Source organism: Hymenobacter rigui (assembly GCF_003944715.1).
Classification (GTDB): domain Bacteria; phylum Bacteroidota; class Bacteroidia; order Cytophagales; family Hymenobacteraceae; genus Hymenobacter; species Hymenobacter rigui.
Genome location: NZ_RWIT01000004.1, coordinates 280,191 through 300,410, shown reverse-complemented (window position 1 = coordinate 300,410; position 20,220 = coordinate 280,191). Strand labels below are relative to the sequence as shown.

Sequence of the window (20,220 nt, the reverse complement as noted above, 5' to 3'; positions counted from 1 at the left end):
AGTATGCGAAGCCAAGAAATGCTTTCTTTGCCGACGCCCTACTTATCCCACTATATGCGCCTGATACGTATCATTGGTATTCTCCTAGCAGTCATCTGGCTAGCTACCTGTCACCTCGCTTCGTCAGTTTCTGCGAAAACGATTGGTGGACCTGAGATAATCAGCGGCTACGTACTCGATTCCATTACCCGCCAGCCGGTACCGGGTGTGTTGGTACGGGCATCACTCATTGGCAAGACGGCGACGGATCAGCAGGGGCATTTCTCACTACCGGTTCCCAAACGCCCCGCAGCATGGCCATATGCACTGTACGTTTCCACTTTGGCTTATCAGGGCCGCACCCTCGTTACGCACGATATTGCCCGGAACGTAACGCTGCTGGTGAGCCGCCGGAAACTCGCCTTCCAATTCAAGGCCGATAGTTGCTTGTCGGCGGCGGCGGCACAAAAAGTTAATCCGTATGCTACACCAACACTCGCCGAAGATTGGCCGGGCAATCTGTACGCCGTTTTTGTGGCAAACAACATCCACACGGCTCGCACCATCCGCACTATTACCCTTCGCACCGCCGAGGTAGGTCCGTACATGAGTGACCCCACTTTTCCGCTTCGACTACGGATTTTCGCGGTGGACAGCCTTACACGGCAGCCCGCTGGGGATTTGCTCACTGAATCAGTTGTACAGTGCATATCCCGGAAAATCCACAGCACCACCATCGACCTGAACCAGTATGGTATACCAGCTCCCCGACAAGGGTTCTATGTTGCTTTTGAAACACTTATGCAAGGCGACCATTTTTACCCTTGCCCCGACGATATGCCGAATTATCATCCGAGAGGCCCCGTTCTGCGCGCGCCGTGCGCTTTGGCCGATTCGCGCAGTTGGCAGTACGCATACCCGGTGCGGCAGTGGCAGCCAACGCCCCCGGAAGAAAACTGCTGGCCTTTGTACGAGCGAATGTTCGAAGTAGAAGTGACGCCATGAACCTATTCCGCTTCGGCCGCAGCCTATTGCTTGGCTTATTACTCCTGCTGTCGTTGGCGGCGGGGCACGCGCAGCAGAGGGTTCCGCCGCCAACGCAGGCCGCGGGCTATTCCGCACCGGATTGGCAGTTGGCGTTCTGGGTGGCATCACCCCACACCGCTGAGCTACGGGCCGTTCGGATTTACTTCGGCTCGCCCGGCTTCCCTAACCTCCCGGTTCGGTTGCACCTCTACGAAGCTTCTGGGCCCGACCAGGCTCCGGGTGAAGATATCCTGACTGATAACGTGTTTATCTGCCCTACACGCTGGAACGGCTGGTACTGGTTTGACGTGCAAACGTACCAGCTGCAGATTCCGAACAGGGGATTTTTTGTGGCACTGGAGCCCATTCTAGGCAGTAACAATTTCACCTGCTTTCCCAGCCTGCCCACCTATCAGCCCACCGGCCCGCTGCTGAGCCCAGAGCAACCGGGTGCTGTTTGCTGGATCAAAACCACCCACACCGCCTGGCAACGGCTACCTAATTCAGCCAGCCGCCCCCGGTACGAGCAGTTGGTGCAACTGGAAGTGACCTATCAATAGGCAGCGGGGCTTTTACTTCAGCGTCACATCGAAAAACTGCCGCTTCATATCGGCCACTTTCTTTCCATTCATCAGGTCCTGCAAGCTGGCCATTTCCAGCCGCACTGTCTTGGATGCAACCCAGCCGCCGCTTACCACGAAGTAGTTTTTCAACCGCACCTCTTTAATAAGTTTTAGAGTCCCTTTACCAATGCGCCACAGTTGGAATCCGGGGTAGCAGTCCTCAAACATTCCATAGCAGTCATTCTGCTGAGTGAAGAGCAAGGCACTGGTTAGGTTCAGTTGGGGTTCATTGGCTATTTCAGTTATTCGACCGGTTTTCTGACTGATTAGCAACTGTTTGGTTTCTTCGTATAGGTTCTTCGTTATCCACACAAACCTATTCCGCCGGTCCGTGCCCCGGTAGCGGTAGGTAGGCACACCTGTTTCTTCCTGTTCAGTCCGGTCATTCCGCAGTACCAGCAGACGCTTGTCGTCCAAATCTATTTGTACGCCCGTAGTGGTTTGCTTTATTCCAGAGTTTAATTGGCTGAAAGTAGCCTGCTGAAAGGACGCAGCCCGGCCTTTCGCCGGTACTACCGTGGCCGCTGCGCCCAGCGCCTGCCGTAGCTCAGCCAAGGCACCAGCACCAGGAATTACTTTTTTCTGGTGACTACCAGTAGCAACTGGTGTCTGGCCTATTGTCAACGCAGCGTTGATAACGGCCAGATAAAACACAAATGCAAACCGAATCATCCGTACAGTAGTATTCAAGACAGGAAATGTACGGTTTCGGTGGTATTTCACCAGCTCAGTTTACTACCTCTACCAGCCCACCAACAGCCACGGCCCGCGCCTGCCGCTGCATCAGCAGCACGTAAAGCCCGCCCGAAAGGAAGAAACCCACGAACCAGGCGTAGCTGTACAGCCCCGCCAGCCAGGGCCACACTGCGCCAACCGGAATAGCGCCCACCGCTTGCAGAAACCCCGGAAGGTTGGGTAATATCCCCATAATCAAGGCCAGCACCGCGCGGTAGTTCACGCCGTTTTGGTAGCCGTAGCGGCCCTCATAGCGGTACAGGTCGGGCACATCCAGCTGCTGGCGGCGCAGCAGGTAGTAGTCGGCTATCATGATGCCACCGATGGGCCCCAGCAGCGCCGAGTAGCCCACCAGCCAGGTAAAAATGTAGCCCGAGGGGTCGGCAATGAGTTTCCAGGGGAAGATGAGCAGGCCAATGATGCCGGTAATGTAGCCGCCGGTTTTGAAGGTAATCTTCTGCGGACTGAGGTTGGCGAAGTCGTTGGCGGGGCTCACGATGTTGGCGGCAATGTTGGTGGCCAAAGTGCTCAGGGCCACGGCTAGCATGGCCACGCTCACCAGCAGCCGGCTTTCAAACTTGCCGGCCAGTACCACCGGGTCCCAGATGGTTTGGCCGTAAATCACCAGCGTAGCCGAGGTAACCACCACGCCCACAAACGAGAACAGCGTCATGGATGATGGCAGGGCCAGGGCCTGCCCCAGCACCTGGGCCCGCTGGCTCACGGCGTAGCGCGTGAAGTCAGGAATATTGAGCGACAGAGTGGCCCAGAAACCCACCATGCCCGTCAGGGCCGGAAAGAAATACGCCCAAAACTCCGCCGACGAGGCAAACCTGGCCGGCTGGCTGAGAATCGGGCCTAGCCCGTGGCCCGCCGCAATGGCCCACCACAGCAGCGCCACCGCCGCCACCGGCAGGAAAAACGCCTTGAATACCAATAGCTTCCTGATGCTGTCGACGCCCAGATACACCACGTACATATTCACCAGCCAAAACAGCACGAATAACAGCGCCGGCCCAGTAGCCAGGCCCCAGCTCGGCGGAAAAATTAGTGGCAGCTGCCCCAGGGCCGGCATCCATAGCACGGCCATCTGGTAGAGGGCGTATCCCCCTATCCACGTCTGAATACCGAACCAGCCGCAAGCAATAATAGCCCGCAGCAAAGCCGGTACGTTGGCCCCGCGCACCCCAAACGAAGCCCGCGCAAACACCGGAAACGGAATGCCATACTTCGCCCCGGCGTGGCCGTTGAGCAGCATGGGCACCAGCACCACCGTATTGCCCAGAAAGATGGTCAGCAACGCCTGCCACCAGTTCATCCCGCCCCCGATAAGCGAACTGGCCAGCATATAGGTAGGAATGCACAGGCTCATGCTGATCCAGAGGGCGGCGTAGTTGGCCGTGGTCCAGCGGCGGGCCGCGGGCGGCACGGGGGCTAGGTCGGCACTGGTCAGGCCGGCACTCACGGGGGTATCGACCGGGGTGGTGGTAGCAGTTGGATTCATGGGCGGAAGTGGCGGACGGGTTCTGTCCTAAAGAAAGCAGATTACGCAAGCATTTCACAATGAGCACCCTGTAGCCAGCCACGCCACGCAAGCCGGGTGTGTCGAGCACAACGCTACATCGCCCTGCTGAGCGCAGCCGAAGCCGTTTTGTCGCTTCGGCTGCGCTCAGCGTTATACCCCAATGGGTGCAAACCCCTGTTCAGGCCCAGCCCTGTGCAACACCAGCACACTAGGTGGTGCGCTCTGCATGACGTTTCTCCTGGTTGAGTCCGACGACTTCTTACACAGCTTTATTGCGCACGCCGCCTAGGCAAAAACAAGCATTGTGAGACCTTTAAATCATTCATAGTTGCACACATGAATAAATGATCATATATTTGCAGCATCATATGACACCAACTCCTGCCTCCGCCGATCTGAACCTGACCACCGAGAAGATGGAGAAGGTGGCCTTTATCCTCAAAACCACGGCCCACCCCACCCGCATTGCCATTGTGCAGCTGCTGGCCAGTCAGGAAAGCCTATCGGTAACGGACATCAGCGAGAAACTGAATGTGGAGCAGAGCCTGCTTTCCCATCACCTTACGGGCATGAAGCTGAAGGGCATTCTAAGCTCCTCGCGCGAGGGCAAAAACATCCTCTATTCGCTGAAAATGCGCGAAGTGGTGGATGTGATTCAGTGCCTGGCCGGCTGCACATTTCTGTAGAAATGTCGGCTTTTTTTTGCTTTAACACATGAAAACTCGTTCATAAATACATACGTTCACCTATCCATCCATGTCTCACCTTCTCGGCTACTTCGCGGCAATATTTATCGGCCTCTCTCTGGGCATTATGGGAGGTGGCGGGTCCATTCTCACGGTGCCGGTGCTGGTATATCTGATGGGCGTAAATCCGGTGCTGAGCACGGCCTACTCGCTGTTCGTGGTGGGCAGCACCTCGGTGGTGGGGGCGTCAGGCTATTTCCGCAAGGGGCTGGTGTCGCTGAAAACGGCCGTTGTTTTTCTGATTCCCTCGTTGCTGGCCGTATTTGCGGTGCGCAAGCTGCTGATGCCGGCCATTCCGCACGAGCTGTTCACGCTGGGCGGCATCGTCTTTACCAAGGACCTGCTGGTGCTGGTGGCGTTTGCCGTGCTGATGGTGGTGGCCGCCACGTCCATGATTCGCAGCCAGCAGGCCGAGGAGGTGCTCCGCGAAGAGCCACACCAGCCGCACGCTTTCAATTACCCGCTGATTCTGGGCATGGGGCTGGTGGTGGGTACGCTCACGGGCTTTGTGGGTGCCGGCGGCGGCTTCCTGATTATTCCGGCGCTGGTGCTGGGAGCCCGCTTGCCCATGAAGCTGGCCGTGGGCACTTCGCTGGCCATCATTGCCCTGAATTCGCTCATTGGTTTCACTGGTGATTTGAGTGCGGGCACGCCCATTGCCTGGGGCTTTCTGCTGGGCTTTCTGGCCTTCGCGCTGGCGGGCATTGTGCTGGGCACGTATCTGGCCCGCTTTATTCCCGGCACTAGGCTCAAGCCGGCCTTCGGCTGGTTTACCCTGGCAATGGGCACGTTTATCCTGCTGCGCGAGCTGGCATTTACGCACTAATAGACAGGTGTTTACCTACCTGACTCAACTGCTTTACCGGTTTCCCTCCTTTTCCGCTTCTCCACCCACCTCTCAACCACTTTGGTCATGAAAATTGAACAGTTTGAAGACAAGGGCCTGGCCCATTTCTCCTACGCTATTCTCAGTGAGTGTGCCCGCGAAATTGTGCTCATCGACCCCGCCCGCGACCCGCAGCCTTATTACGACTACGCCCAAGCCCACGACGCGAGAATCGTCAGCGTTATCGAGACTCATCCCCACGCCGACTTCGTTTCTTCGCACCTGGAAATTGCGCGGCACACCGGCGCTGTCATTCGCGTGAGCCAGCTGCTGGGAGCCGACTATCCGCACCAAGCTTTTGACGAAGGGCAGTCCTTTACGGTAGGCAAGCTCACCTTCCGGGCCCTGAATACGCCCGGCCACTCCCCGGATTCCATCAGCGTTGTGGTAAGCCGCGAGGGGCAGGATGTGGCCGTATTCACCGGTGATACGCTGTTCATTGGGGATGTGGGCCGGCCCGACCTGCGCGAGAAGGCGGGGAACCTGACTGCCAGGCGTGAGGAGCTGGCCCGGCAGCTATACCACTCCCTGCACGATAAGCTCATGCCCCTGGCCGACAACGTGCTGGTGTACCCCGCCCACGGTGCGGGCAGCCTGTGCGGTAAGGCCCTGAGCGGAGCCAGCAGCAGCACCATAGCCGATGAGAAATTCGGCAACCCCATGCTGCGAAATCTGAGTGAGGAAGAGTTTGTACAGGAGTTACTCCGGGACCAGCCCTTCATCCCCAAATATTTCGGCTACGATGTAGCCCTGAACAAAGCCGGCGCGCCCGATTACGCGCCCAGTGTGCAGCAGGTGCCGCGCCTGGCTGCCGGCACTGCCCTGGCGGCCGGAGTGCTGGTAGTAGATACCCGCCCCGTAGCCGAGTTCAAGCAGGGCCACGTGAACGGGGCGCTGAATATCCAGCAGGGAGGCAAGTTCGAAACCTGGCTGGGCTCCATCGTGGGTCCGGAAGAGGCATTTTACCTGGTGGCGGCTGATGAGGCCACCCTGGAAAACCTGATCCGGAAAACAGTTAAAATCGGCTACGAGGCCCTGATCAGGGGGGGCCTGATTGGCTCGCCTTCCTCGGAAGCCACGCTGCCGCAGCTGGATGTGGAGCAGTTCCGCCAGCACCCGGAGCAGTACACCATCGTGGATATCCGCAACGCCACGGAGCACCGCGACGAGCCCCTGTTTGCCGGTTCGCTCAACATTCCGCTGCCAGAACTGCGGGAGCGGGCCCGGGAAATCCCTACCGGTAAACCCATCGTGGTACACTGTGCCGGCGGCTACCGCTCGGCGGCGGGCTCCAGCATTGTGGCTGATGCCCTGCCCGGCACCGAAGTGCTGGATTTAGGCGAGGCGGTGAAGTCGTTTCCGTCGGTTTTGGCCCATCACTAGTCTAGGGTACACCTCTCTTCAACCTTGTTACTACTATCTGCCATGTTTGACTTTTTGAAATCCTCCGCCCCTGCTTACCAGAACCTGACGCCAGCGCAGTTTGCCGAAGGCCTGCGCCGACACCCGGTGACGCTGCTGGATGTGCGCCGCCCCGATGAGTTTGCCGGCGGCCACCTGCCCGGAGCGGTGAACATCGACGTTACTGCCCCCGACTTCGCCCAGCGCGCGGCGGCGCTGGATAAATCAAAGCCTACCTACGTGTACTGCCGCAGCGGAGCCCGCTCAGCCAGCGCCGCCGGCCAGCTTACCAAAGCAGGATTTGCCAATGTCGCCAACCTGCTGGGCGGCGTGCTCGACTGGCCCGAAAAGCTGGTTCGATAACCCCTTGGCTCCTCGTACGGATACCGTTTTCAGGAATTCTGGCCGGCGGCAGTTGCCGGCAGACCTGCATCCATTTTTCCTTCCGTATTCTTCCTCTGACCTGCTTTCATGCTTGAGTTACTTCGCCAGCCCTGGCCCTGGTACGTGGCTGGCCCCCTGATCGGGCTGACTGTACCCGCCCTGCTGCTTATCGGCAACAAAGTTCTGGGCATCAGCTCGTCGCTGCGCCACATGTGCGCCGCGTGCCTGCCCGCCAACATTCCGTTTCTGCAGTACAACTGGCGCGCCGAAATGTGGAACCTGTTTTTCGTGCTGGGCATCGGCATCGGCGGCTTTATCGGCTACCGGGTGCTGGGCCACCCCGATACCATTGCCATTTCCCCGGAAACCGTGCGCGACCTGAAGGCGCAGATGGGCCTCACGGATTTTTCGGGGCTATTACCTAAGGAGCTTTTCGCTCTGGAAAATCTCTCGAACTGGAAAGGCTGGGTATTTCTGGTGCTGGGTGGCTTTCTGGTCGGCTTCGGTACGCGCTACGCCGGGGGCTGTACCTCGGGCCACGCTATTTCGGGTCTTTCCAATCTGCAGTGGGTGTCGCTGGTGGCCGTTATCGGCTTCTTCGTGGGCGGGCTGCTGATGACCTGGGTGTTTTATCCGCTGCTATTTTAACTTCCGGTACCATGAAAAATCTGAAATACTTGGGGCTGGGCGTGCTGTTCGGCATTATTCTCACGAAAAGCGAAGTGGTGAGCTGGTGGCGCATCCAAGAGATGTTCCGCTTTCAGTCGTTCCACATGTACGGCGTCATCGGCTCAGCCATTGTGGTGGGCCTGATTTCTATTCAGCTCATCAAGCGCAACCGCCTGAAGACCATCAACGGCGAGGAAATCCGCATTGCCGATAAGCAGTACAGCCACGGCACATGGATTGGCGGCATCATTTTCGGGCTGGGCTGGGCCCTGACCGGTGCCTGTCCCGGACCAATGTTTGCCCAGTTGGGTAGCGGCGTAGCCGGCGCGGCCGTGCTGATACTCGCGGCCCTGGCCGGCACCTGGACTTATAGTGCTCTGCGCGACAAACTCCCGCACTAAGCCCAGAGCCTTCCTGCTCCGAAAGTGGGCACCTGTTCAACCGGCTCTTATGCCATCTTTTCGCCCCTGACCAGTTCCCGTTGCACGCCGCGGATTATATCAGCGGAGGTGGTGGGGTGAGATGCGCCCTCCTGGCGGCTTGCCAGCACACAGTAGCGCAGCACGTTACCAATGGCTCCGCCGGCCAGCTGGTGCCGAAAAGTTCACCTCCCGGTCCAGCTGAGCGTGCCGCCACAGGCCTGCCCCCACAGCCGCTCCTGCTCCCTTGGGCCGGGCAGGGGGAAATGAAGATGGGCCTGAAAACGGCGGTTCGCGGCGTGCTGGCACCCTACCTGCTGAGAAGGACAATTTAGCTCAGCGGCCAGCCGCCGACTCGCAAAACCAGATGCCAAGAGTGCATGGTAAGCCGGCTGGCAAGTGGTCGGGCTGTACACTGCTTTTGATTGCGCCAAGAAGTATCGGCAGCAGTGCTATGCTTGTCAGGTGATACAATGGATGCAAATATCTATTGCGGGCAAATGCGGGTATACCGATCCAGCGAGGCAGGTGGCTTCGCAGGTCTTGTACTTTTCTCTTATCTTCCGGTACTACGCAAGTGCGCGGCCCTGCTGACTCTCCCCTCTTCGCCCCATTATGGAGCATCTATTCGATACGCCTTCCCTATCCATCTCCTTCGACCCCAACCATCAGTGGCTCTATGTAGAATGGAAAGGCGCTCATGATGCCCACTCGGCCCGGACCGGGGGCGAGGAAGTACTGCACTACCTGGCGCAGCGTCCCTGCCACAAAATGCTCAACGACAATAGCCAGGTAACCAGCGACTGGGAACAGGGTGCCCGGTGGGTAGGCACGGAATACTACTACCGGTTGGCCCGGCAGGGCATCCGGCACGTGGCCTGGGTGTGTCCGCCGTACTGGCCCGCCCGCAAATCCATGGAAACCGCCATGCGCTTCGTCACTGCGCCTACTGTGCTCCTCTTCGACGACGTGGCGGCGGCCTACACCTGGCTGCTCCGGCAGGTTTGAGTTGCTGGTTGCTAGTTGCAGGTTGTCGTTCAAACCAGCAACCAGCAACTCGTTCTAGGAGCTGCAGGAAAGGGTGGCGCTGCCGGGTTTGGTGCGGGCCCACTCAGGGCGCTTGGCGGCCAGGTCCTCGTAGGCCGGGTGCTCTTCGAAGGGGGTTTTCAGGACGTGGTAGAGTCGTTCCAGGTCGGTCAGGTCGCCGGCTTCGGCGGCTTCGATGGCCTGCTGCGCCAGGTAGTTGCGCAGCACGTACTTGGGGTTGGCGGCCAGCATACCAGCCCGGATGGCCTCGGGCGCAGCGGTTTCCTGCTGTAGCCGCTCGGCGTAGCGGGCCAGCCAGTCGAGCAGCGGTGTGTGCACGGCTCCCAGCGGGTTGTAGCTGACTTCTTCGATGAATGACTGAAATGTCGCCGTCTGATCATCTGCCCCCGCCAACAGGGCCGGCACCAGGTGCGACAACCGCCTAAAAAATAGCGTCATGTCGGCTTCCGAGGTTTCCAGGGCAGTGTGCAGTGCTTTGGTGAGGGCATAGTCCGGCCGGCCATCGGGCAGGGGCGTGAGGCCAAGCTTGCGCAGCAACATGGCCTGGCGCGTCTGGTTGAAGGTGGCGGCGTAGAGGTCGAGGGCAGGGCGCAGGGTGGTGGTGGCATCCGGTACCAGCGGCGAGAGGGCCTGGGCCAGCTGCATCAGGTTCCAGAGGGCCACCCGGGGCTGCTGCCCGAAGGCGTAGCGGTAGGTGCTGAAATCGGTGGTGTTGGGCGTCCAGCCGGGCTCGTAGGGTTCCAGCCAGCCGTAGGGGCCGTAGTCGATGGTAAGGCCCAGAATGCTCATGTTGTCGGTGTTCATCACTCCGTGCACGAAGCCCACCGTCATCCAGTGTGCCACCATTACGGCCGTGCGCCGGCAGATTTCGGCAAACCACTGCGCGTATACCGCCTCTGAGGGCTCACCCAGCTCCGGGAAGTGGTGACGAATCACGTAATCGGCCAGCTGGCGCAGGTTGTCGAGCTCCTGGTGGGCCAGCAGAATCTGGAAATTACCGAAGCGCACGAACGACGGGGCCACGCGGCACACCACGGCCCCCGGCTCGGGCCGGGCATTGCCGTTGTAGAACATGTCACGCACTACCTCGTCGCCGGTGCTCACCAGGCTCAGGGCCCGGGTGGTGGGCACGCCCAGGTGGTACATGGCCTCGGAACACAGAAACTCGCGAATGGAAGAGCGCAGCACCGCCCGGCCATCGGCCCGGCGAGAATACGGCGTGGGGCCGGCCCCTTTCAGCTGCAACTCCCAGCGTGAGCCATCTGTGGCCTGCAATTCGCCCAGGGAAATGGCCCGCCCATCACCCAGCTGCCCGGCCCAGTTGCCAAACTGATGGCCGCCGTAGCGGGCGGCGTAGGGCTGCATGGTAGCGGCCACACGGTTGCCGGCCAATAGCTCCACGCCCGGCCCCTGCTCGGGCGGGCGCATCACGCCCAGAAAAGCCGCCAGCTCCGCTGACCAGGCAAACAGGCGCGGGTCGGCCACGGGCGTGGGCTGCACCGGCGAGTAGTGGTAGCCGGGCACCTGGCGGGGCACGTTTTCGCGGGATGGGTCGCCGAGCAGCTCCTCCACGAAAGAGTTGGTAAATGTGGTCTGGTCGAGGGGGTGAAGGGGGGAAGTCATGCGTGGTAAACAGCAGGTCTGGGGGAATAATGCCAGATAGACGGAAAGCTACGTACCGGCAACTTATTTGATTGTTTCGGGATGCAGGGGCCGGCACCCGGCGCGGGCACTGTGGGTTAACCTAAGCGAGAGACACACGCAGGGGCCGTAGGCACCGTTAGCCGGGCAAATAGCCGCCTTCGGTGCAATGGCAGGTATATTGTAATAATTCAACAATTAATAGTTGTATTTGAATAAGAAATATACTATATTTTCCGGCGTACTCCCCTGCTGGCCACGCGGTTACTGTTCTTCCGTTGCACCTAATTCCCGGCTTTTGCATCATGAAAAACCTGCTCGTTCCCACCGATTTTTCCCGTGAGGCGCACTATGCCTTTGAGGCCGCCCTGCAACTGGCCCACCGCAGCAATGGCCACGTCACGCTGCTACACGTGGTGGATGCACCGCCGGCTACCGGTATTGCCACCTCGGGCGGCCAGGTGCCCGGCGACGGACTCAGTAACGTGTACATGATCAAACTGCTGCAGGCTACCAAGCGCCGCATGCACGAGTGGATGGCTGAAGCCCACCAGCTGATGCCCGACGTGCCGGTGCGCGACCTGGTGGTCACCACCGAGTTTGAGCCGGCCGTACTCGAAACTATCCGGGAGCATCGGATTGATCTGGTGGTAATGGGGGCCCACGAGCACACCTCCTGGACGCGGTTTTTCCTGGATTCGCACACAGAGCAGGTGATGCGACTGGCTCCCTGTCCCGTTCTCACCGTGAAGCATCCGGCTACCGACTTCACCGTGCAGCACCTGGTTTTTGCCTCCGATTTTACGGCCGAGGCCGACCGCGCCGTACCTGGCCTGCAGCAGCTGCAAACTATGTTCCCGGAAGCCACGCTGCACCTGCTGGACGTGACACCCTCCGCCGACCGGCACGGGGCCGCTCTGCACGCTATGGAGGATTTTGCCCGCCGCCACCAGCTTACCCACTACGAGGCCGAGGTATTCGACTCGCCCCGGGTAAGCACCGGTATTCCGCGCTTTGCCGAGCAGGCCCACGCCGATTTGGTGGTAATGCTCACCCACGGCCGCTCCGCCCTCAGCCACCTGTTCCAGAGCAGCACCTCCGAAGCCGTGGCCCTGCACGCCCGGCAACCCGTGATGACGGTACATGCCTGAGCAAGTTCTTATTCGCGAGGTGTCTCGGTTGCGAGGACGAGGAGTTGGTTGGCTCTCTGCTGGAGCGTCATAGCCTGTTGCCAGGGTTTTATGCGGCGAATGTCGCGCAGGTTGGTGGGTTGCCATTGGGCCCCGCTGGTGGTAGTAGCCAGCACCTGGCCGACTGCGGTCAGCAGGTAGCCTTTGCCGGTACCCGCAACAAAAGCTACCTGCCCGAAACTCTGTGCCTCGGGCAACGCCACCGGCTGCCACCGCCCCTGGGAAAACCGCAGTAGCTGCCGGGTAGGCAGCGGAACGTAGCGCAGAATGCCTTTGGCGCGGCGCGGCTTGCGGTTATCCAGCGTGGCCCACAGCTCGCCGGTATCGGCTTGGGCCAGGGAAGTCACTTCCACGGTATCGGGCACATCGAGCAGGCGGTAAGGTGGATGCAACGACACGGGCAGCGCGTAGATATTGCCAGCCGTGGCGCTGATTTCATCGGGCGGCAGGGTCGGCATCCGGTCACTACCAAAAATCAACAGCTGGTCGCCGGCAGCCGAGAAGCTGAACCCCCGAATGGCCCGGTGCACCGACAACCCGTACGGCCGCGCCGGGCTGTTGCGGGCCAGCTCGGGACTGAAGGTAGAATCCCGGCCATACACCCAAACGTCGCCATCGGCGTGCATGGGGCTGCGGGTTCCTTCGTATGGATTGGCATACGTGCCCACCAGAAAATTGCGGCCAATGGCCGTGAGAGCCGAGACGTAAAAATTAGTCGGCATCGAATGGGTTTCCCAACTGGCCCCGGCCGTTTGGGTCAGGGCCACGAAGGCCGGCTGCCCTTTGTTGGCGAAGTACGTATGCCCACCGGCAAATGCGTGCAGCTGGCTGCGGCTGAGGTGCGTCACGCCTTCCGAGGCCGCGTCGGGAGAGCGAAACTGCTGCCACGCCCGGCCACACCCGAGCAGCAAACCGCCCGCTAGCAGCAGGCTTGCCAAACCGGCTCCGCGCCCCCAAGCTCCACCGGGCCAGCGCCGCAGCACCACCAGCCCCAGCAACACCGGCAGCAGGGAGGCCGCCCCTACGCTACCCTGCAGCAACGGCACCGCCGCCGGCCGCAGGTTGCCCGCTACAGCCCCGTGCGTGGCATCAAGAAAATGAAACTGGGTTACGGTGAAGCTGCCGGGCGTCGGGACTAGCTCGGTGCGGTTGCCCCGGAACCGATAGAGCTGCCCTCCATCGGCCAGCACGTAGCCGGAGGAATCGGTGAGAAACTGGAAATCCTGAATCTGCCTGATAGCAGCCAACGTGAAAACGCGCATACAATGGTTACATACAGGTCGAAAAGCCCCCGCGGCTGCCCTCACGGCTGTGTGCCATCAGGTTTCTGGCCAAAGCTACACGCCGCGCCCCCAAGAGCCACCGCCAAGCACCACGGTTGCAGCCGGCCGTACTTTTTGCGCCGCAACAGTCCGCAACCTCGCCGAGCTAGCCGGTAGTTACCACCTCGCTCAGCCGCGCGGCAACGGCCGGCTGCGTATCTTTGCGGGGCGTATGCAGTGCTTTCTTTCCGCTTTCTTTCGTACCAGCTCGCCCACTCCACCCTGAGAAATTGGCCCGCTTACCCCTTGCCGCCGCTTCCCGCCCGAAGCGTGCGGCTTTTCTTTTGCCAATTTTCAGCGTGTTTGATGAGTATCCTTTCTGCCTATTTTTCCCAGTACCGCGTTAACGCGAAGAATGAAGTGCTGGCCGGGCTGACTACCGCCCTGGCCTTAGTGCCCGAAGTAGTAGCTTTTGCCTTGCTGGCCCATATCAGCCCGCTGGTGGGCATTGGTTCGGCCTTCGTTATCTGTTTGCTCACCAGCGTATTTGGCGGCCGGCCCGGCATGATTTCCGGGGCAGCCGGCTCGGTGGCGGTGGTGATTGTGGCCCTGGTGGAGCAGCACGGCCCCGAGTACCTGTTTGCCGCTGTGGCCCTGATGGGGCTGATTCAGATGGGCGTGGGGTTGCTGCGCTGGGGCAAGTTTATCCGGCTGGTGCCACAGCCGGTGGTGTTTGGCTTCGTCAACGGGCTGGCCATTATCATCTTTATGGCCCAGCTGGAGCAGTTCAAAGTGCCCGGCGCGGGCGGCGAGGAGCAGTGGCTTAGTGGCACCCCGCTCCTACTGATGCTCGGGCTGGTGGCCCTGACTATGGCCATTGTGTACCTGCTGCCCCGCCTCACTAAGGCCGTACCGGCTTCGCTGGTGGCCATTGCCGTGGTGTCGGGTGTGGTTATTCTGGGCGGGCTCGATACCAAATCGGTGGGCGACATTGCCTCCATTGCCGGGGGGCTGCCCCTGCCGCACTGGCCCCAGATTCCCTTCACCTGGGATACGTTGGTCCTGGTGCTGCCCTACTCCGTGATTATGGCCCTGGTGGGCCTCACCGAAAGCCTGCTGACCCTGACGGTAGTGGATGAAATTACCGATACCCGCGGCCGCAGCAACCAGGACTGCGTGGCCCAGGGCCTGGCCAACGTGGCCTCGGGCCTGACCGGCGGCATGGGCGGCTGCGCCATGATTGGGCAGACGATGGTGAACCTGGAGTCGCGGGGGCGCGGGCGCTTGTCGGGGGTGGTGGCGGCCCTGGCGCTGGCGCTGTTTGTGGTGGCGGGGTCCTCCGTTATTGAGCGGCTGCCGCTGGCGGCGCTGGTGGGCGTGATGTTTACGGTGGTGATTAGCACGTTTGAGTGGGCCAGCCTGCGCATCCTGCGCCGCATGCCCCGCACCGATGTGGCCGTAATGGCCCTGGTGACGCTGGTTACGGCCGTGTCGCAGAACCTGGCGCTGGCGGTGCTGCTGGGCGTGGTGGTGTCGGCTTTGGCTTTCGCCTGGGAGAATGCCCAGCGCATCCGGGCCCGCAAGCACCTGGATGCCGACGGCGTGAAGCACTACGAGCTGTATGGCCCGCTGTTTTTTGGCTCGGTGCAGGCTTTTACGGAGAAGTTCGACCCCGTCACTGACCCAACTGAGGTGGTGATTGATTTCCGGGAAAGTCGGGTGGCCGATATGTCGGGTATTGATGCGTTGCACAAGCTCACGGAGCGGTACCAGCGGGCCGGCAAAACCCTGCGCCTGCGCCACCTCAGCCCCGATTGCCGCCGCCTACTCGCCAATGCCGGGGCGCTCGTTGAAGTCAACATTCAAGAAGACCCCGAGTACATAGTGGCTACCCCGCAGGGCTAGTCTGTACCGCCACGTTACATGTCCACCGCCCCGGTTGCCTTGGCAGCCGGGGCGGTGCGTTTTAGCGGCAGCTACCTGTTAGCTTCCACGCGCCCCACCCATTCGTGCAGAATTATGCCGCGGCCGGTAGCGGCAGGCAGATGGCAGCCGGCTTCTGAAAATCGGTTTCCAACGCTGCAACGGCATTTTTGGGCCTACTGATGGCGACTTGCTACCCACCGTGCGCGGTGCCCGGTTCCGCCGCCGGCCGGGCCCGGGTGGCGCGGAGCCCCCACATTCCGGGCTGTTTCGCGTATGCGGGTCTGAACCTGACCTGTAGTATGTCCGACGAACCAAGACTCCCGCTTGGCGAGCCAGCCCCCGATTGTCTGCTCCCCAATGGCCGATATCTGCACGAGCTGCGCGGTCAACCCGTGCTGCTGGCCTTCGCCCCCGAGGAATGGAACCCGGCCCACGCCCACCAGAGCACCATTTTCACCCAGCTGCTGGGCGCATTCGATGCCGGCAGCTCCGCGCCCGAGGCGGTGGTTTCCTGCTGGCACTCCCTGAGCTGCCACGGGCCGGTGGCGGCGCAGTTTGGCGTGGCGGGCCAGCGGGCCCTGCTGCTGCTGGACGAGCAGGGCCGGCTCCGCTGGCAGACCACCATCCGCCCCGGGCATGAGCTGCGGACGGGACAGGTGCTGGCCGCCCTGGAGGCACTACGCCCCGACGCCCCCGCCCCGTGTGCGGCTGCCGGGGAAGCGGCTGCCGGGGCCGCCCTGGCACCGGCCGGCGGCGGCTTGTCGCGCCGCACCTTTGTAACGGCGACGCTGGCTACTGCGGCGCTGCTGTTGCTGGTGGGCGCGGCGGAGGCTGCCGGGCCAGTTTCACCCACCGAAACCCAGCCGCCTATGCCTGCTCCCGAAGCCGCTACCGTGCCCGTCACCCTCACCATCAACGGCGAAGCGCACCGCCTGGAAGTGGAGCCCCGCGTGGTGTTACTGGATGCGCTGCGCGAAAACCTGCACCTGACCGGCACCAAAAAGGGCTGCGACCATGGCCAGTGCGGCGCCTGCACGGTGCATCTGGACGGGCACAGCGCCTTGTCCTGCCTCACGCTGGCGGTGATGAGCGAGGGCCGGAAAATAACCACCATCGAAGGGCTGGCCCAGGGCGAGACGCTGCACCCCATGCAGGCCGCCTTCGTGAAGCACGACGCCTTTCAGTGCGGCTACTGCACGCCGGGCCAGATTATGGCCGCCACGGCGCTGGTGCAGGACAAACAGCGCCGCTCGGCCGCGGAAATCCGGGAGGCAATGAGCGGCAACCTATGCCGGTGCGCGGCCTACCCCAACATCATTGCCGCCATTCAGGAAATCCAAACCGCTTAGCCGCCCTCCCATGCACCCATTCACCTACCAACGGGCCACCACGCCCGCCCAGGCCGTAGCGGCCGTGGCCCCGGCTCCCGGGGCGGCCTTTGTGGCCGGCGGCACCTCCCAGCTCGATTTAATGAAGGAAGATGTGCTGCGCCCCAGCCTGCTGGTGGACGTGACGGCGCTGCCCCTCACCACCATCAGCGCGCTGAACGGCGGGCTGCGGCTGGGCGCGGGCGTCTCGAACACGGCGGCGGCGCTGCACCCCGAGGTGGCGGCCCGCTACCCAGCCGTGAGCGAGGCTTTGCTGGCGGGAGCTTCCACCCAAATCCGGAACATGGCCAGCCTGGGCGGCAACCCATTGCAGCGCACCCGCTGCCCTTACTTCCGCGACCCGGCCCAGGCCTGCAACAAGCGGGAACCGGGCTCGGGCTGCGCGGCGCTCCAAGGCATCAACAAAGTGCACGCCCTGTTCGGGGCCTCGAATAGCTGCGTGGCTACCCACCCCAGCGACCTGGCCGTGGCCCTGGCCGCCCTCGATGCCCAGGTGCAGGTAACCGGCCCCAACGGCCCACGCACCATTGCCTTCCCCGACCTGCACCGCCTGCCCGGCGACACGCCCCAACAGGATACCACCCTGGCCCACGGCGAGCTGATTACCAGCATTGATTTGCCTGCCTTTACCGGTCGCTCCCATTACCTGAAGGTGCGTGAGCGGGCCAGCTACGCCTTTGCGCTGGTATCGTGCGCGGTTGCGCTGGAAATGGAGGGCCAGAAGATTCGGCGGGCGCGGGTGGCGCTGGGCGGCGTGGCCCACAAGCCCTGGCGGGTGCCGGCGGCCGAGGCCCTGCTGGCCGGCAAGAAGCCCTCCGAGAAGCTGTTCCGCGCCGCCGCCGAAGCGGCTTTTGCGGATGCCAAGCCGCTGGAGCACAACGCCTACAAAATCCCGATGGGCCGCAACCTGATGGAGCGGGCACTGCTGGAAACCAGCGGCTTGCAGCCCTTGCAGGGCCCCGCCGGCACCGCCTTCGCCGCCAGCGTGGGCGGGGTAAGCGGCGAGTAAACATTTAGCTGTTAGCTGATGGCTATTGGCTGTTGGCTTCCCGCTCTAAGAAGAAAATTCACACCGACAAAAAGCTAACAGCCAACCGCTAGTAGCTAACAGCTTAATAAAATGGTAGAAGCAACCGGCAAACCGCTTGAACGAGTTGATGGGCGGCTGAAAGTAATGGGGGCGGCGCGCTTCAGCGCCGAGTGGGACGTGCCAGGCCTCGCCTACGGTGCCATCGTGAGCAGCAACGTGGCCCACGGCTCCGTGCGCGCCATCGACAGCGCGGCGGCTTTGCGGGCGCCCGGCGTGCTGGCCGTGCTCACCCACGAAAACGCGCCCCGCCTCCAGCCCATGCCCGAGAAGGTGAACGGCTCGTTGTTCCGGGGCGAGGGCGGCATCACGGAAACCCGCCAGCCGTTGCAGAACGCCACCGTGGAGTACGCCGGTCAGCCCCTGGCCGTGGTGGTGGCCGATACGCTGGAACGGGCCCGCCACGCCGCCAGCCTGGTGCGCGTGACCTACGACGTGCGCCCGCCCGAGCTGACTTTGGAAGCCTCCACCCGCCGCACCCTGCCCGAAACCTTCACCGGCAACCAGGACGAAAAGCTGCAGGTAACCGTGGGCGACCCGAAAACGGCCCTGGCCGCCGCCCCGGTCAAGCTCACGCGGGTGTATGAATCGGGCATTACCCACCACAACCCCATCGAGCAGCTGGCCAGCATTGCCCGCTGGGAAACTCGCAACGGGGCCGAGTTTCTGACCCTCTACGACACCACCCGCGGCGTGGAAAACCTGCAGGAAGTGGTATCCAGCTCGCTGAGCCTGCCCAAGGACAACGTGTACATCATCTGCCCGTTCATTGGCGGTGCGTTCGGCTCCAAGGGCTGGATGTTTGCCCCGCCCCTGCTCACGGCCATGGCGGCCCGGGTAGTGAAGCGGCCGGTGAAGATAGAGTGGCGGCGACAGGACATGTTTGCCGTGGCCGGCCAGCGCGCCGCCACCCGCCAGACGCTCAGCCTCGGGGCCGCCCCCGACGGCCGGCTCACGGCCCTGCAACACGATACCCAAACGCATTCTTCCCAGTCGAGCGGCTACACGGAGCCCTGCGCCCGGGTTTCGCGCATGATGTACGCGGTGCCGAACCTGGGCTTTGCCCACCAGCTCCACCACCTGCACCTGCCTTCCCCCTGCCCCATGCGCGGCCCCGGCGAAACCGTGGGCGGCTGGGCCCTGGAGTGCGCCATGGATGAGCTGGCCGCCGAGCTGAACTTGGACCCCGTGGAGCTGCGCTTGCGCAACTACGCCGAGAAAAACCCCGAAACTGGTAAGCCCTGGAGCAGCAAGCACCTGCGTGAGTGCTACGCCCGCGGCCAGGAGCTCATTGGCTGGAGCAAGCGCAACCCCAAGCCCCGCTCCATGCGCGAGGGCAACAGCCTCATCGGCTACGGCATGGCCACCACCATGTACCCCGCCGCCCGCCGCCCCGCCGCGGCCAAAGCCACGTTGTTTGCCGACGGCCGCGCTTTGGTGCAAAGCGCCACCCACGAAATGGGCAATGGGGCCTACACCATCTTCCGCCAGATCAGCGCCGACGGGCTGGGGCTGCCGGTGGAGCAAGTACGCTTCGAGCTGGGCGACTCGGCTCTGCCGGCGGCCCCCACCAGCGGCGGCTCGGCCACCACGGCCACCATCGGGCCGGCTTCCCTGGCTGCCTGCCGCAACGTGCTGGCCGCCCTCAAGCAGCTGGCTATCCGGGATGCGAAGTCGCCGCTGTACGGGGCAACGGCCGACGACCTGGAGGCCCGCGACGGCCGGCTGGTGCGCAAGGCCAATCCCGCTCAGGCCGAGGACTACGGTACCATTCTGCGCCGGGCCAAGCTGCCTTCTTTGGAAGCCAGCGGTGAGGCCAAGCCCGGCGAGGAGCGGGAGAACTACTCGTTCTATTCGTTCGGGGCCATATTTGTGAAGGTGCGGGTAGACGAGCTGACGGGTACCGTGCGGGTGGATAAGCTGTGCGCCGTGCTGGACGTGGGCCGCCTGATGAACCCCCGCACCGCCCACTCCCAGATTATCGGGGGCGTAGCCATGGGCCTGGGCGCGGCCCTCATGGAAGAAACCCAGTACGACCCGCGCAGCGGCCGCGCCGTGGTGCGCAACCTGGCCGACTACCACGTGCCCAGCATGGCCGATACCCCCGATATCCAGGTGGAATGGCTGAATATTCCCGACCCGCACATCAGTGAGCTGGGGGCGCGGGGCATCGGCGAAATCGGCTGCGTGGGCACGCCGGCGGCCATCACCAACGCCGTGTACCACGCCACCGGCCGCCGCTTCCGCTCCCTGCCCCTCACCCCCGATAAAATTGTGCAGGGGTAG

The 20,220-nt window shown here is 62.3% G+C and carries 18 protein-coding genes; 14 read left to right on the top strand and 4 right to left on the bottom strand.

The window, feature by feature from the left end:
* Window positions 1-54: 54 nt before the first annotated feature.
* Window positions 55-984: a peptidase associated/transthyretin-like domain-containing protein gene (locus EI291_RS10375; protein WP_125419745.1), complete on the top strand. Its 930-nt coding sequence runs from the start codon at window positions 55-57 to the stop codon at window positions 982-984.
* Window positions 981-1,565, top strand: a complete 585-nt coding sequence (locus tag EI291_RS10370) for a hypothetical protein (RefSeq protein WP_125419744.1) — start codon at window positions 981-983, stop codon at window positions 1,563-1,565. The genes EI291_RS10375 and EI291_RS10370 overlap by 4 nt, the downstream gene beginning before the upstream one ends.
* Window positions 1,566-1,577: 12 nt before the next feature.
* Here EI291_RS10370 and EI291_RS10365 read toward each other — a convergent pair whose 3' ends face one another.
* Together EI291_RS10365 and EI291_RS10360 are read right to left on the bottom strand one after the other, a co-directional pair.
* Window positions 1,578-2,318, bottom strand: coding sequence for a hypothetical protein (locus EI291_RS10365; RefSeq protein ID WP_125419743.1), 741 nt, complete (start codon window positions 2,316-2,318; stop codon window positions 1,578-1,580).
* A 37-nt stretch (window positions 2,319-2,355) separates the two neighbouring features.
* Window positions 2,356-3,867 carry an NCS1 family nucleobase:cation symporter-1 gene (locus EI291_RS10360; RefSeq protein ID WP_125419742.1) on the bottom strand — a complete coding sequence of 504 codons (1,512 nt, stop codon included), beginning with the start codon at window positions 3,865-3,867 and terminating at the stop codon, window positions 2,356-2,358.
* Window positions 3,868-4,256: 389 nt separating this feature from the next.
* On the opposite strand from EI291_RS10360, the gene EI291_RS10355 reads away from it, so the two are divergent.
* From EI291_RS10355 to EI291_RS10325, 7 genes are all read left to right on the top strand, one after another.
* The gene (locus tag EI291_RS10355; protein WP_240635485.1) at window positions 4,257-4,574 is read left to right on the top strand and encodes an ArsR/SmtB family transcription factor; all 318 of its coding nucleotides are present in this window, start codon (window positions 4,257-4,259) and stop codon (window positions 4,572-4,574) included.
* Window positions 4,575-4,644: 70 nt separating this feature from the next.
* Window positions 4,645-5,460 (top strand): sulfite exporter TauE/SafE family protein, encoded by an 816-nt coding sequence (locus EI291_RS10350; RefSeq protein WP_125419741.1) that lies wholly within the window; start codon window positions 4,645-4,647, stop codon window positions 5,458-5,460.
* A gap of 87 nt (window positions 5,461-5,547) precedes the next feature.
* The gene (locus tag EI291_RS10345) at window positions 5,548-6,903 is read left to right on the top strand and encodes an MBL fold metallo-hydrolase (protein WP_125419740.1); all 1,356 of its coding nucleotides are present in this window, start codon (window positions 5,548-5,550) and stop codon (window positions 6,901-6,903) included.
* Between the two features lie 42 nt (window positions 6,904-6,945).
* Window positions 6,946-7,284 (top strand): rhodanese-like domain-containing protein, encoded by a 339-nt coding sequence (locus EI291_RS10340; protein WP_125419739.1) that lies wholly within the window; start codon window positions 6,946-6,948, stop codon window positions 7,282-7,284.
* A 108-nt stretch (window positions 7,285-7,392) separates the two neighbouring features.
* Window positions 7,393-7,953: a YeeE/YedE family protein gene (locus tag EI291_RS10335; RefSeq protein ID WP_125419738.1), complete on the top strand. Its 561-nt coding sequence runs from the start codon at window positions 7,393-7,395 to the stop codon at window positions 7,951-7,953.
* Between the two features lie 11 nt (window positions 7,954-7,964).
* Complete coding sequence (locus tag EI291_RS10330; RefSeq protein WP_125419737.1) at window positions 7,965-8,375, top strand: DUF6691 family protein; 411 nt, start codon at window positions 7,965-7,967, stop codon at window positions 8,373-8,375.
* 633 nt (window positions 8,376-9,008) lie between these two features.
* Window positions 9,009-9,401 (top strand): STAS/SEC14 domain-containing protein, encoded by a 393-nt coding sequence (locus EI291_RS10325; RefSeq protein ID WP_125419736.1) that lies wholly within the window; start codon window positions 9,009-9,011, stop codon window positions 9,399-9,401.
* Between the two features lie 54 nt (window positions 9,402-9,455).
* On the opposite strand, the gene EI291_RS10320 is transcribed toward EI291_RS10325, so the two are convergent.
* Window positions 9,456-11,063, bottom strand: a complete 1,608-nt coding sequence (locus EI291_RS10320) for a protein adenylyltransferase SelO (protein WP_125419735.1) — start codon at window positions 11,061-11,063, stop codon at window positions 9,456-9,458.
* A gap of 323 nt (window positions 11,064-11,386) precedes the next feature.
* Here EI291_RS10320 and EI291_RS10315 point away from each other — a divergent pair, with 323 nt between their 5' ends.
* Window positions 11,387-12,232 (top strand): universal stress protein, encoded by an 846-nt coding sequence (locus EI291_RS10315; protein WP_125419734.1) that lies wholly within the window; start codon window positions 11,387-11,389, stop codon window positions 12,230-12,232.
* Between the two features lie 8 nt (window positions 12,233-12,240).
* Here the strand turns inward: EI291_RS10315 and EI291_RS10310 are convergent, their stop codons facing one another.
* Entirely contained in the window at window positions 12,241-13,533 is a 1,293-nt protein-coding gene (locus EI291_RS10310; RefSeq protein WP_125419733.1) for a hypothetical protein, read from the bottom strand.
* A 366-nt stretch (window positions 13,534-13,899) separates the two neighbouring features.
* Here EI291_RS10310 and EI291_RS10305 point away from each other — a divergent pair, with 366 nt between their 5' ends.
* From EI291_RS10305 to EI291_RS10290, 4 genes are all read left to right on the top strand, one after another.
* Window positions 13,900-15,438, top strand: a complete 1,539-nt coding sequence (locus EI291_RS10305; RefSeq protein WP_125419732.1) for a SulP family inorganic anion transporter — start codon at window positions 13,900-13,902, stop codon at window positions 15,436-15,438.
* A 320-nt stretch (window positions 15,439-15,758) separates the two neighbouring features.
* Window positions 15,759-16,808 carry a 2Fe-2S iron-sulfur cluster-binding protein gene (locus tag EI291_RS23420; protein WP_125419731.1) on the top strand — a complete coding sequence of 350 codons (1,050 nt, stop codon included), beginning with the start codon at window positions 15,759-15,761 and terminating at the stop codon, window positions 16,806-16,808.
* A gap of 10 nt (window positions 16,809-16,818) precedes the next feature.
* The gene (locus EI291_RS10295) at window positions 16,819-17,856 is read left to right on the top strand and encodes an FAD binding domain-containing protein (RefSeq protein ID WP_125419730.1); all 1,038 of its coding nucleotides are present in this window, start codon (window positions 16,819-16,821) and stop codon (window positions 17,854-17,856) included.
* 111 nt (window positions 17,857-17,967) lie between these two features.
* Complete coding sequence (locus EI291_RS10290) at window positions 17,968-20,220, top strand: xanthine dehydrogenase family protein molybdopterin-binding subunit (protein ID WP_125419729.1); 2,253 nt, start codon at window positions 17,968-17,970, stop codon at window positions 20,218-20,220.